This window comes from Amycolatopsis endophytica (genome assembly GCF_013410405.1).
Taxonomy (GTDB): Bacteria; Actinomycetota; Actinomycetes; order Mycobacteriales; family Pseudonocardiaceae; genus Amycolatopsis_E; species Amycolatopsis_E endophytica.
In genome coordinates this window covers 173949-187796 of record NZ_JACCFK010000002.1, presented here as the reverse complement: position 1 = coordinate 187796, position 13848 = coordinate 173949, and the positions used below count along the sequence as shown (strand labels likewise).

The following is a 13848-nucleotide window of genomic DNA, read 5'->3' as shown; positions in this document are numbered from 1 at the left end:
GGGTGTGCACGCCGGACCGGTCGGGTTCGACTCGGCGGTGGCGCGACCCGGGGTCAGTCCTTGCCGACGAAGTCGGGCACCTCGCGCTGCCTGCGCCACGCGCCCACCAGTCCGAGCGGGTCGGGCCGCAGCAGGGACGCCGCCGCGTAGACCGACAGTGCCAGGACCACCACGACGAACCACCAGTCGTAGAGCGCCTGCTCGCCGGTCGGGTAGTAGGCCAGCACCAGGAACGACGCCACGGCGACCACGACGGCCAGGTGCCTGCGCCGCCACGGGAAGGCCGAGGCGATCACGAAGCCCCAGGTCAGGTACCACGGCAGGGTGGGCGGGGCGAGGATGGCCGTGGCCAGCAGGGCCATCGCCATCCGGAAGATCGCCTCGTTGCCGCCGTTTCGCGCCTTCCACCACTGCCGCACCATGAACGCGGCCAGGGTGAGCATCGCCAGCGCGCGGGCGACCGTGACGAACGGCGACTCCGGCACGGTGATCACGATGTTGACCAGCGTGTGGGCCAGTTGCCCGATGCCGGTCGGGAAGTTGAGCCAGTTCGTCACCAGCGTCGGCGCTTGCAGGCCGGTGACCCAGCCCAGGTTGAACGATCCGAGCGAAACCCAGGTGCCGAGCACGAACACGACCCCGAACAGGCCCACCGAGATCGCGCCCGCCTGGAAGAAGTTGCGGACCTTGCCGGGGTGGGGCAGGTGGTTGGCCCACACCCACACCAGGAACGGCAGCGCGACCGCCGCCGTGGGCTTGATCAGCATGCCGATGGTGACCAGCACGACCGCGACCGCGTGGTGGCGTTCCAGCGCGGCGACCACGCCGATGGTGAGGAAGCCGAGCATCAGCAGGTCGTTGTGCGGGCCGCCGACGAGGTGGATGACCGTCATCGGGCTGGCGACCGCGAGCCACACCGTGATCGGCAGCTTCCCGCCGAGCCTGCGCACCAGCCGCGGCAGCGCCCACAGCATCATCACCAGGCCGATCAGCAGCACCAGGCGCGTGACGATGACACCGGCGATCACGTTGTCGCCGGTCAGCGCGACGGTGCCCTTGGCGATCAGCAGGAACAACGGCCCGTACGGGGCGGGGGTGGTCTGCCACACCGGGTGCACGTTCTGCACCACGTTCGGCAGCACGTCCAGCTCGGCGGGGCCGTGCGCGTACGGGTCGAGCCCGTGCAGCAGCTGGGCACCCTGGCCGAGGTAGGAGAACACGTCGCGGGTGAACAGCGGAGGCGAGATCAGCAGCGGCGCCATCCAGCACGCGGCGGCGACCAGGATCGGGCGGCTGCCGATGCGCCCGGCGAGCATGTAGCGGCCCAGCCGGACCCACGCCCACACCACGAGCGCGAACCCGCCGTAGAGCACGGCGTTGGCGAGCATCCGGCCGTGGCCGTAGCGGACCCAGGACAGCGGGCCGTGCCCGAGGACGGGGTCGCGGATGAGGATGCCGCCCGCACCGAGCGCGCCGAGCAGGAGCAGGGTGCTGCCGAGCGTGCCCATCGCGATGGTGCGGTACGGGAACCGCGAGGGCACGCGCACGCGCGCGGCCGGGTGCGCCTGCGCGGGCGCCCCGGGAGCGGGGTCAGTCGTGGTCGCCATTTCGTCCACGGAGATTACACACCGTTCCCGTCCGGGTTCCCGGCGGCGCCGCCTTTTCCCTGATCTTCACTTGACTTCCGGCCGATCACGACGGTAAAGCGTGGCGCGACGTGCCGCCCGGCAGTGCGGCGAGCAGGGACCGCGTGTAGTCGTGTTCCGGGTGCAGCAGGACCTCTTCGACGGTACCGACCTCGACCAGTTCACCTCGGTACATCACGGCGACGCGGTCGGCGATGTTCCAGGCCAGCCCGAGGTCATGGGTGATGACCAGCCCGGCAAGGCCGAGTTCGCGCCGCAGGCGCAGCAGCAGGCCGAGGATCTCGCCGCGCACGGACGCGTCCAGGGAGGCGACCGGTTCGTCGGCCACCAGCACGCCGGGGTGCAGGGCGAGCGCACCGGCGATCACGACGCGCTGCCGCTGCCCGCCGGAGAGCTCGTGCGGCAGCCGGTGCAGGAACTGCTCGGCCGGACGGAGTTCGGCGGCCTCCAGCGCCTCGACCACGATCTGGCGTTCGTCGCCGGGCAGGCGGTGGATGCGGGGCCCCTCGGCGACCGCCTCGTAGACGGTGTGGCGCGGATTGAGCGCGCTGGCCGGGTCCTGCAGGACGAGCTGGACGTGGCGGCGGTAGGCCTTGAGCGCGGCGCCGGAAGCCGGTACCGGGGAGCCGTCGTACCGGACCACGCCCGAGGTCGGTTTCTGCAGGCCCAGCAGTGTGCGGGCCAGGGTCGTCTTGCCGGAGCCGGACTGGCCGACGAGCGCGACGATTTCGTTGCGCCGCACCTGCAGGTCCACGCCGCCGACCGCGGCGATCCGGGCGCCGCGGCGGTCGCGGAAGGTGACGTGCAGGTCTTCGGCGGCCAGCAGCACGTCCTGCTCGCGCGGGGTGTCGGGTTCCGGGGGCAGTGGCGCGGTGGTGGCGGGCGCGAACCGGGCGGCCGGGTCGCCGACGGTCGGGAACGCGGCGGCCAGCGCCCGGGTGTGCTCGTGCTCCGGCGCGCCCATCACGTTCCCGGACGGGCCTTCCTCCACGATTTCACCCTGGTACATGACGGCGACGCGGGAGCAGGTCGCGGCCAGCACGGACAGGTCGTGGCTGATCATGATCAGCCCGAGGCCGCGTTCGGCGACCAGGCGGCTGAGCAGGTCCAGCACCTGGGCCTGCACGATCACGTCGAGCGCGGTGGTGGGTTCGTCGGCGATGATCAGCCGCGGGCGGCAGGCCAGTGCCATCGCGATCATCACGCGCTGCTTCTGCCCGCCGGACAGTTCGTGCGGGTAGGCCCCGGCGCGCGCGGCCGGGAGGTCCACCGATTCGAGCAGCTCGGCGACCCGCTCGCCGACGTCCCCGGTGGAGGAGTCGTGCAGGCGGATCGGTTCGGCGATCTGGTCGCCGATGGTGCGGACCGGGTTGAGCGCGTGCATCGCGCCCTGGAACACCACCGACGCCTCGGCCCACCGCACCGCGCGCAGGCGGCCCCACCGCATCGTGGTGACGTCCTCGCCGTCGAGCAGGATCTCACCGGTCACCTTCGCCGACTTGGGCAGCAGCCGCAGCACGCTCATCGCGACCGTGGACTTGCCCGATCCGGATTCCCCCGCGATGCCCAGCGTCTCCCCCGCCCGCACGGTCAGGTCGACGCCGCGCACGGCGTCGACGTCGCCGTAGGAAACGGAGAGGTCCTTCAGTTCCAGCAGCGGGCTCACGCGTGCTCCCCTTTCAGCCGCGGGTTGAGCACGGTCTCCAGCGCGCGGCCGGCGAGGGTGAACGACAGCACGATCACCACGATCGCCAGGCCGGGCGGCACCAGGTACCACCACGCTCCCCCGGTGACCGCGCCGGACTGCAGGGCACGCTGCAGCATCTGGCCCCACGACGGCGCGGTCGGATCGCCGAGCCCGAGGAAGGACAGCGTGGACTCGGCGATGATCGAGTTGCCCACCACGAGCGTGGTGTTGGCCAGGACCAGCGGCAGCACGCCGGGCAGCACGTGTTTGCCGATGACGTGGCCGTGCCCGCCGCCCAGCGCGCGGGCGCGTTCGATGTAGGGGCGGGACTCGATGGTCAGCGTCTGTGCCCGCACCAGCCGTGCCGTGGTCGGCCACGAGGTGACGCCGACGGCGACGATGATCGTCGGCACGCCGTGCGGCAGGACGGTGGACAGCGCGATCGCCAGCACCAGCGAGGGCAGCACGAGGAAGAAGTCGGTGAACCGCATCAGCAGGCCGGAGACCCAGCCGCCGAAGTGCGCGGCGAGGATCCCGACGAGGGTGCCGATGAACACCGACAGGATCGTGGCGGCGAACCCGACCAGCAGTGACACCCGCGCGCCCCACAGGGTGAGCAGCAGGACCGACCGGCCGTCGATGTCGGTGCCGAGCGGGAACTCGCCGCTGGGCGGCTGCAAGGGTCTCCCTGGCGCGTTGACGACGTCGAGACCGGCCGGGTCGGTGATCACGGGGGCGAGCACGGCCAGCAGCACCACGAGCACGAGCACGCCGAGACCGGCCAGGCCGCCGCGGTCGGTGGCGAACTCGCGCCACACGGCGGCGGCCGCGGCGCGGCGGCGTTGCCAGACGATCGCGGCGGGCGCGGTGACGGGGCCGGTCACTGGGCGCGCACCCGCGGGTCGAGGACGCGGTAGAGCACCTCGGCGATCAGGTTCATCACGATGACCGACCCGGCCATGACCACGAACACTCCTTGCAGCAGCGGGAGGTCCGGCACCCGCAGCGCTTCGTAGGTGAGCAGGCCCAGCCCGGGCCAGGAGAACACGGTCTCGACCGTGACGGTGCCGGACACCACCAGGCCGAACTGCAGGAACACCAGCGTCACGGTGGGCAGCAGCGCGTTGGGCACCGCGTGGCGGCGGCGCACCAGGTCCTCACGCAGGCCCTTCGCGCGGGCGGTGGTCAGGTATTCGGCGTTCATCTCGCCCAGCAGCGACGAGCGCATCACCAGCATGTACTGGGCGTAGATCACGGCGAGCAGCGTGAGGCACGGCAGCGCGAGGTGGTGGGCGACGTCGAGCAGTTGCGGGAAGAACTCCGGCGGGGTGTCCGGGGAGCGCATACCGCCACTGGGGAACACGCCCTGTGTCGCGACGAGCAGCAGCAGGCCCAGCCAGAACTGGGGCATCGACCACAGGGTCAGCGCGAGTCCGGTCTGGGTGCGGTCGAAGGCGCTGCCCCGCCGCCACGCGGCCCGCACGCCGAGCCACAGCCCGAGCGCGACGGCCAGCACGGTGGCCGTGCCCACCAGCAGCAGCGTCGGCCCGATCCGTTCGCCGATGAGCGTCGCGACCGGCCGGTTGTAGCCGTAGGAGCTGCCCAGGTCGCCGCGGAACAGGCCGCCGAGGTAGTCGAAGAACTGCTGGTACAGCGGCTTGTCCACGCCGAGGCGTTCGCGCAGCAGCGCGAGCTGGTCGGGACTGGTCGGCCGGTCGCGGGTCAGGGTGGTGACCGGATCGCCGGGGATCATCCGGAACAGCAGGAACCCGAGGGCGACCACCAGCAGCAGGCTGGCGATCGCCTCCCCGGTCTTGCCGAGCAGGAACCGGGCGGTGCCGGTGCCGCGGCGGGGCTCGTCGAGCTCCGCCGCGGCCGTGGAAACAGCGTTCGTCAACCTCTACTCCGTGTCCTCGGAGGACTTGCGGCGCCGCCCGGCCGCGGTGCCCGCGATGGCGAGGACGACCACGATCCCGGCGCCGATGCCGATCCACGCCCCGGTGGACAGGCCGCCGCCACCACCGGAACCGCCCTGCGCCGGGGTGGCGCCGTAGAAGCCCCAGTAACCGCTCTGCTCCATGATCTGACCGGTGTTCGCGGGCTGCTTCGGGAAGTTCGCGAAGGTGTCGGAGCGGTAGGCCTCCAGCACGTTGTCGTAGTCCAGCACGATGCTGGGCACCTGCGTGTAGTAGCGGGCCTGGGCCTGCTTGACCAGGTCGGCACGCGTGGCCTGGTCGAACTCGGTGCTCTGCGCGGCGTAGAGGCGGTCGAACTCGGGGTCGCAGAAGAACGCGGTGCTACTGCTGCTGCCCGGCACGGCGGGCAGCGCGGCGCAGGTCTGCTTGGACAGGATGTAGTCCGGGTCGGGGTTGGTGCCCCAGCCGGAGAACGCGAGGTCGTAGTCGCCGTTGTTGGTGCGTTCGTCGACCTCGTTGTCGGAGACCAGCTGCTTGGTCACCTTGATGCCGATGTCGCCGAGCCAGCTGACCACGTAGTCGGAGGCACGCAGGGCGAAGTCCTCGCTGGCGCGGCCCAGCAGCCGCAGTTCGATCGGCTTGCCGTCCGGGCCGATGCGGGTGCCCTCGGCACCGCGCGGATAGCCCGCCTGGTCCAGCTGGGCGTTGGCGGCCGCGGTGTCGAACGTGTAGCGCTCGTTCGCCGCCGGTTCCCAGTGGTAGGTGGGGAACGAGGCGGGCACGATGCCGCCGCCGGTCTGGCCGTAGCCGCCGAGCACCTTGTCCACCAGGGTCTGCGGGTCCAGCGCACGGGCGATGGCCTGCCGCACGCGGACGTCCTTGAGCACCGGGTTGCCGTCGCCGATGGGCTGGCGGGACAGGGTCTGGGCGCCGTGGTTGAGGATCAGTTCGCGGTAGCGGCGGCCGGTGGCCTGGTTGGTGGTGATGCCGTCGGCGTTCTTGAGGGTGTCGAACTGGGTCGAGGTGAGCCGGTTGACGAAGTCGACCTCGTTGTTCTGCAGCGCGTGGACCGCGGCTTCGGCGCTCTTGTAGGTGATGAACTGCAGCTCACCGACCTGCGACTTCCCGCGCCAGTAGTCCGGGTTGGCCTTGAGCCGCACCAGTTCGTTCGGCCGGTACTCGGTGATCAGGAACGGGCCGTCGCCGACGCCGACGACCGGGACCTCGTCGGTGGCCGGGTTGTCCATGTCCGGCTGGTTCGCCCAGATGTGCTCGGGCACGATCGGCACGTCCAGCGCGGTCATGCTGGCCTGCGGTGTCTTGGTCCTGATGACCAGGGTGTGGTCGTCGGGGGCGGTGACCGACTCGAAGTTCTCGACGTAGGTGCCGTTGGCCTCCTGGGCGTTCTCGTCGGTCATGATCCGGGTGAACGTGTAGGCCGCGTCCTTGGCGGTGACCGGCTGCCCGTCGGACCACTTCACGCCGTCGCGGATCTGGTAGGTCCAGGTCAGTTTGTCCGGTGAGGTGGTCCAGGATTCGGCCAGGCCGGGCGCGGGGGTGTTGTCCTCGGCCGAGGGCAGGGTCAGGAACTCCCAGGTCATCCGGCCGACCATGGTGCTGGAGGCGAACGAGGCGAGGAACGGGTTCAGGTGGTCGATCTCCTGCACCAGCGCCACGCGCAGCACCGGGCCCTGCTCCTGCGCCTGCGCGACGGGCACGAACGGGCCCGCCACGAGCGCCGCGACGCCCACCGCGACCGCCGCGCGGCCTCGTCTCGGGAAACGCATCCCCACAGGTCCCACCTCTCTGGCTGGTTCTCGGATCCCGGAAAGTAACCACTTCCAAGCACACGGAGTCAACGACTCACCGGGGGTGTTGCCGACCCGTGACGTAAGGTCTGGACCATGCGGATCATGGTTTCGGCGGACATGGAGGGCGCCACCGGTGTCACCTGGACCGACGACGTCGTCCCGGGCACCGAGCAGTGGCAGCGCTTCCGCCGCCTGTTCACCGGCGACGTGAACGCGGTCATCCGCGGGCTGCACGAGGGCGGCGCCACGGACGTGCTGGTCAACGAGGCGCACTCGTCGCAGCGCAACCTGCTGCTGGAAGACCTCGACGAGCGCGCCCGCATGCTGACCGGGCGGCACAAGCCGCTGTCGATGATGCAGGGCATCGATTCGGGTGTGGACGGTGTGGTGTTCCTCGGCTACCACGCCGGTGCCGGTGCCGACGGGGTCCTGTCGCACACCTACCTGGAGAACCAGATCACCGGGGTGTGGCTGGACGGGGTGCCTGCCAGCGAGGGCAGGCTCAACGCCGCGCTGGCCGCCGAGTACGGGGTGCCGGTGCTGCTGGTGTCCGGTGACGACAAGGCGTGCGAGGACGCGGCGGACTACGCGCCCGGCGCCGAACTGGTCGCGGTGAAGGAGTGCGTGAGCCGCTACGCCGCGATCTGCCTTCCCCCGTCCAGGACCGCCGAGATGCTGCGCACGGCGGCACGGGCGAGCATGGACCGTGCGGTGCGGACACCGGGCACGGCCGCCGCGCACCGCATCGAGGTCGAGTTCGACGCGAGCCACCTGGCGCAGGCCGCCGCGGTGGTGCCGACGGTCGGGCAGGCCGGCGTGCGCCGGGTCGGCTTCGACGCGGCCACGATGACCGAGGCGATGAAGGCGTTCAAGGTGGTCACGGCGATCGCCGCGGGCGCGGTGCAGGGGAAGTATGGCTAACGTCGAAAGTCTGTGCGCGCAGCTGCTGCGGTTCGACACCACCAATCGCGGCCACGGCGACGCCGAGGGTGAGCGGGACGCGGCGGAGTTCGTCGCGGGGGTGCTCGCCGGGGCGGGGATCGAGCCGCTGATCCTGGAGTCCGCGCCGCGGCGCACCAACGTGGTCGCACACGTGCCGGGTACCGACCCGTCGCTGCCCGCGTTGCTGGTGCAGGGGCACCTGGACGTGGTGCCGGCCGACGCCGCGGACTGGACGGTGCCGCCGTTCGCGGGCGAGGCCCGCGACGGGTTCCTGTGGGGCCGGGGCGCGGTGGACATGAAGGACTTCGTCGCGATGGTGCTGTGCGCGCTGGCCGACGGGTTGCGGCCGCGCCGCGATCTGGTGCTGGCGTTCGTGGCCGACGAGGAGGACCGCGGCGAGTACGGGGCGCACTGGCTGGTCTCGGAGCACCGGGAGCTGTTCGACGGCTGCGTGGCGGCGATCAGCGAGTCCGGCGGCTACACCTACCACGTTCCCGCGGCGGACGGCTCGGTCAAGCGCCTCTACCCGGTGGGGACCGCCGAGCGCGGCACCGCCCACATGCGACTCACGGCGCGGGGCCGCGCCGGGCACGGCTCGCGCCCCAACCGCGAGAACGCCGTGGTGCGGCTGATCGGGGCGCTGCAGCGGATCGCGTCGCACGAGTGGCCGGTGGCGCTGACGCCGACGGTGGAGGCGTTCCTGGTGCGCACCGGCGAGGCGCTCGGCGTCGAGGTCGATCTGTCCGATGTGGAGGGCACGATGGCCCGGCTGGGGCCCGCGGCCTCGATCGTGGAACCGACCATCCGCAACAGCACCACGCCGACGATGCTGGACGCCGGGTACAAGGTGAACGTGATCCCGAGCCTGGCGCAGGCCCAGGTGGACACGCGCACGCTGCCGGGCACCGAGGACGGGCTGCTGGCCACGATGGACGACCTGCTCGGCCCGGACGTCACCCGCGAGTTCGTGGCGCACCAGCCCGCCGTGCAGGCGCCCGTGGACTCGCCGTGGTTCGAGGCGATGGCCGCCGCGCTGCGCTCGCAGGACCCGGACGCGGTGGTGGTGCCCTACTGCATGGGCGGTGGCACCGACGCCAAGGCGTTCAGTCCGCTGGGCATCGCCTGCTACGGCTTCGCTCCGCTGTGGCTGCCCGAGGGCTTCCCGTACCGGGCGATGGCGCACGGCGTGGACGAGCGGGTGCCGCTGGAGGGGCTGCGGTTCGGCAAGCGGGTGCTGGAGCACTTCCTGACGCACTGCTGAGCCGTCGGTGGCCGCAACCTGCCGTCGCGACGCGGATCCGGCCGCCGGGCCTCTACCGTGACCGCATGCCGAGGCTCGATGTCCACCGGTGCTCGCTCGCTCTCGTCGGCGCTGCGGTCCTGCTCGCCGGATGCTCGAACGATCCGGCGACACCGCCAACACCGACGACACCGACGACACCGCAGCCGCCGCCGGTGACCTCGGCCTCGCCGCAGCTGAGCAAGTACCCCATGGCCGAACTGGCGCAGCAACCGTGTCGCGCGCTCGACGACCGTGACCTGGCCGCGCTCGGTATCACCGGTCCGGGCCGGGAGGAGGCGGGTGAGGACGGGCCCTCGTGCCGGTGGCTGGTCGGGGACCAGAACGTGAGCCTGCGGCTGGCGGTCCCGCTGTCCTACGCGCAGACGATGACCCGCGGTGGGCGCACGTCGCAGGTGCCGGTCGGGCAGCACAGCGCCGTGCAGGCCGAGTTCCAGCGCATCTGCTTCACGTTCGTCGCGGTGGACGATGTCGGCCAGCTGGTCGGTGCCACCGCGATCCCGGAGCCGGGCGCCGCCCAGGAGGGGGCGTGTCCCGCAGGCGCGTCGGTCGCCGCCGCGGCCCTGACCCACCTGGAGTGACTCCGGCCCCGTGGCCGCTTAAACCCCGGCGGCTGATCGCGCACGGAGGTTCACCCTTCCTTGTCCGGTTGGCGTCAGGCTTGGCGTGGCTCCTTGACGGGTGGTGGAGCCGCGGGCTTCGCTGCGAGTCATGGTCCGAACCATTCGCGCGTGGGCTCCGCTGGCCGCTGCTCTGCTGATCACGGGGATGATCACCGTGCCGACGGCGGGCGCGCAGGCCCCGGCGGGGTTCGCCTCGTCGTTCGAGGCCGGTCAGCCCGAGCCGGACTGGACCGACACGGTCGAGACCGGTCCGGACGGGCGGCCGCGCGCGTCGGGGGTCAACGGCGCCAACGGCTCGGCCATCCCCGGTGACGTGCGCGGCAAGGCCACCGGCGCCACCGCCAGTGCCGAGAACACCGCGGGCGGGGAGGTCGCGGTGAACGTGCTCGACGGGCGGCCGGAGTCGAAATGGCTCGCCTTCGCTTCCAGCGGCTGGGTGCAGGCCGAGTTCGCCGAACCGGTCACGATCACCCGCTACGGCCTGACCTCGGCCGACGACGCCCCGGAACGCGATCCGCGGGACTGGACCCTGCAGGGCTCCGACGACGGCAGCACCTGGACCACACTCGACACGCGGACCGGGCAGGCGTTCGACGACCGGCTCCAGGCCAGGGAGTTCCGGCTCGGCTCCCCCGCCACCCACCGCTTCTACCGGCTCGACGTCACCGCCAACCACGGTGCCGACATCGTGCAGCTGGCCGAGTTGCTGCTGGCCGACGACCAGCCCGCCCCGCCGCCGCTGCCGACCATGCGGTCCTATCCGGACAGTGGCCCGCCCGGCGGCTACACCAGCAAGCCGCGCGCCGGGTTCACCGGTCTGCGGGCCTTCCACTACGGCGGCACCCAGACCGCGCGGCACGGCTACTCGTGGAACAAGGTGTTCGACGTCCGCATCCCGGTGCGGCCCGACACCGAGCTGTCCTACAAGGTCTTCCCCGAGCTGACCGGGGAGGATCTGAAATATCCCAGCACCAACGTCGCGGTGGACCTGGCCTTCACCGACGGCACCTACCTCTCCGACCTGGGCGCGCTCGACCAGTACGGCTTCCCGGTGACCCCGCGCGGGCAGGGCGCGGCGAAGTCGCTCTACGCCAACCAGTGGAACCTGGTGCGCAGCGCCCTGGGCCAGGTGGCCCGGGGCAAGACCGTCGCGCGGATCCTCGTCGCCTACGACAACCCGGACGGGCCGGGCGGGTTCAACGGCTGGTTCGACGACATCACCCTCGGCCCGGCCGCCCCGCGGGCCCGCGCCGGGCACCTGTCCGATCACGTACTGACCACCCGCGGCACCAACGCCAACAGCACGTTCTCGCGTGGCAACAACTTCCCCGCCACCGCGGTGCCGCACGGCTTCAACTTCTGGACCCCGGTCACCGACGCCGGCTCGATGAGCTGGCTCTACCGCTACCAGGAGGGCAACAACGCGCGGAACGTGCCGACGATGCAGGCGCTGGCGCTGTCCCACGAGCCGAGCCCGTGGATGGGTGACCGGCAGACCTTCCAGGTGATGCCCTCGGCCGCGGGCGGCGTGCCGGATGGGAACCGGGCGGCTCGGGCGCTGCCGTTCCGGCACGAGAACGAGACCGCGAAGCCCTACTACTACGGCGTGAACTTCGACAACGGCGTCCGCGCCGAACTGACCCCGACCGACCACGCGGCGCTGTTCCGGTTCACCTTCCCCGGGTCCGACGCGAACCTGATCTTCGACAACATTACCGACGCCGGGGGCCTGACGCTCGATCAGGAGAACGGCACGCTGTCCGGTTTCACCGACGTGCGCAGCGGCAATTCCGCCGGCGCGGGCCGCATGTTCGTCCACGCCACCTTCGACCGCCCGGTCACCGGGGGCGACCTGCTGCCCGGCGAGGGCCGCGACCACGTGCGCGGCTACCTCAAGTTCGACCCGGCCCGCTCGAAGACGGTGACGATGCGGATCGCGACCTCGCTGATCAGCGTCGACCAGGCGAAACGCAACCTGGACCAGGAAATCCCCGCGGGCACCGCGTTCGACACCGTCCGGGATGCCGCGCGGGCCGCCTGGGACCGCGCGCTGGGCGTGATCGAGGTGGATGGCGCGAGCCGGGACCAGCTGACCACGCTCTACTCGAACCTGTACCGGCTGTTCCTCTACCCCAACTCCGGGTTCGAGAACGTCGGCACCACCCGCAGCCCGCGGCACGCCTACGCCAGCCCGGTCGCGGCCAGGACCGGCCCGGACACCCCGGCTCAGACCGGTTCGAAGATCGTCGACGGCGAGATCTACGTCAACAACGGGTTCTGGGACACCTACCGCACCACCTGGCCTGCCTACTCGCTGTTGTCACCGGACATGGCGGGCAAGATGATCGACGGGTTCGTGCAGCAGTACCGCGACGGCGGCTGGGTGGCGCGCTGGTCCTCCCCCGGCTACGCGAATCTGATGACCGGCACCAGCTCCGACGTGGCCTTCGCCGACGCCTATCTCAAGGGCGTCCGCAACTTCGACGTCCAGGCCGCCTACGACGCGGCGATCAAGAACGCCACCGTGGCGCCGCCCAACGAGAGCGTCGGCCGCAAGGGCCTGGAGCGGTCGATCTTCCTCGGCTACACCCCGGCCTCGACCGGTGAGGGCATGTCCTGGGCGATCGAGGGGTACCTCAACGACTTCGGCATCTCCACCCTGGCCCGGAAGCTCGCCGACGAAGCCGCGCCGGACGACCCGCGGCGCCGCGAATACGCCGAGAACGCCGAGTACTTCCGCAACCGCGCGCAGAACTACGTGCACCTGTTCGACCCGGCCGCCGGGTTCTTCCAGGGCCGCGACGAGGCGGGCGCGTTCCGTGTCCCGGCCGACCGCTACGACCCGCGGGTGTGGGGCTATGACTACACCGAGACCAACGGGTGGAACATGGCCTTCACGGTGCCGCAGGACGGGCAGGGGCTGGCCAACCTCTACGGCGGGCGGGAGGCCCTGGGCGCCAAGCTGGACCAGTTCTTCGCCACCCCGGAGACCGCCGGTTTCCCGGGTTCCTACGGCGGGCAGATCCACGAGATGCGCGAGGCCCGTGACGTGCGGATGGGCCAGTACGGGCACTCCAACCAGCCCAGCCACCACATCCTCTACATGTACGACTACGCCGGGCAGCCGTGGAAGACGCAGGCCGGGGTGCGGGAGGCGCTGTCGCGGCTGTACGTGGGCAGTGAGCTGGGCCAGGGCTACGCCGGGGACGAGGACAACGGCGAAATGTCGGCGTGGTACGTCTTCGGCGCGCTCGGGTTCTACCCGCTGCGGATGGGCAGCCCGGAGTACGCGGTCGGGTCGCCGCTGTTCACCAGGGCGACCGTGCACCTGGGCAACGGCCGTGACCTGGTGATCAACGCACCGGGAAACAATGCCCGCAACGTCTACGTGCAGGGGCTGCGGGTCAACGGCAAGCCGTGGACGTCGACGTCGCTGCCGCACGATGTGCTGGCCAAGGGCGGCACGCTGGACTTCGCGATGGGCCCGGACCCGTCGCGCTGGGGCACCGGTGCCGCCGACGTACCGCCCTCGCTCACGCGGGGCGACGAGGTGCCGGAGCCCTCCGCTGACCTCACCACGCCCGGCGCGTCGCCATTGTTCGACGACACCTCCGCCACCCAGGCCCGCCCGCTGACCACGGTCGACTGCCCGGTGCCCGGCCCGGTGACCGCCACCTTCTACACGCTCACCTCCGCCAAGGAGGCCGGTGATCCGCGGGGCTGGGTGCTGGAGGGCTCGGCCGACGGGCAGACCTGGACGACGCTGGACACCCGGTCCGGGCAGACGTTCCCGTGGCGGCAGCAGACCCGCGCATTCAAGATCGCCACCCCCGGCGCGTACGCCCACTACCGGCTGCGGATCACCGACAGCGCGGGAGGCGCGCCCGGTTTGTCCGAGGTGGAGCTGCTCGGCGGGAAGTGAG

Annotated in this window: 9 protein-coding genes; 4 read left to right on the top strand and 5 right to left on the bottom strand. The window is 71.5% G+C overall.

The genetic code is table 11. The features are described from left to right. Positions 1-53 precede the first annotated feature (53 nt). The 5 genes from mptB to HNR02_RS26350 form a co-directional block, all read right to left on the bottom strand. The gene (gene mptB / locus HNR02_RS26370) at positions 54-1607 is read right to left on the bottom strand and encodes a polyprenol phosphomannose-dependent alpha 1,6 mannosyltransferase MptB (protein WP_179776277.1); all 1554 of its coding nucleotides are present in this window, start codon (positions 1605-1607) and stop codon (positions 54-56) included. An 85-nt stretch (positions 1608-1692) separates the two neighbouring features. Beyond that, positions 1693-3312, bottom strand: coding sequence for a nickel ABC transporter ATP-binding protein NikE (gene nikE, locus HNR02_RS26365; protein ID WP_179776276.1), 1620 nt, complete (start codon positions 3310-3312; stop codon positions 1693-1695). Then, a complete protein-coding gene (locus HNR02_RS26360) occupies positions 3309-4217 on the bottom strand; it encodes an ABC transporter permease (protein ID WP_179776275.1) in 909 nt (302 codons plus the stop codon). Before HNR02_RS26360 ends, nikE begins: the two co-directional genes overlap by 4 nt. Beyond that, a complete protein-coding gene (locus HNR02_RS26355; protein ID WP_179776274.1) occupies positions 4214-5230 on the bottom strand; it encodes an ABC transporter permease in 1017 nt (338 codons plus the stop codon). Before HNR02_RS26355 ends, HNR02_RS26360 begins: the two co-directional genes overlap by 4 nt. 3 nt (positions 5231-5233) lie before the next feature. Next, positions 5234-7036, bottom strand: coding sequence for an ABC transporter substrate-binding protein (locus HNR02_RS26350; protein ID WP_179777862.1), 1803 nt, complete (start codon positions 7034-7036; stop codon positions 5234-5236). 117 nt (positions 7037-7153) lie between these two features. Between HNR02_RS26350 and HNR02_RS26345 the strand changes: the two genes are divergently transcribed. The 4 genes from HNR02_RS26345 to HNR02_RS26330 all read left to right on the top strand — a co-directional run bounded on the left by HNR02_RS26345 (position 7154) and on the right by HNR02_RS26330 (position 13847). After that, a complete protein-coding gene (locus HNR02_RS26345; RefSeq protein WP_179776273.1) occupies positions 7154-7981 on the top strand; it encodes a M55 family metallopeptidase in 828 nt (275 codons plus the stop codon). After that, entirely contained in the window at positions 7974-9263 is a 1290-nt protein-coding gene (locus HNR02_RS26340) for a M20/M25/M40 family metallo-hydrolase (RefSeq protein ID WP_179776272.1), read from the top strand. The genes HNR02_RS26345 and HNR02_RS26340 overlap by 8 nt, the downstream gene beginning before the upstream one ends. Positions 9264-9328: 65 nt before the next feature. Continuing rightward, positions 9329-9883 carry a DUF3558 family protein gene (locus tag HNR02_RS26335; protein WP_179776271.1) on the top strand — a complete coding sequence of 185 codons (555 nt, stop codon included), beginning with the start codon at positions 9329-9331 and terminating at the stop codon, positions 9881-9883. A gap of 130 nt (positions 9884-10013) precedes the next feature. Next, positions 10014-13847, top strand: coding sequence for a GH92 family glycosyl hydrolase (locus HNR02_RS26330; RefSeq protein WP_179776270.1), 3834 nt, complete (start codon positions 10014-10016; stop codon positions 13845-13847). Position 13848 lies beyond the last annotated feature (1 nt).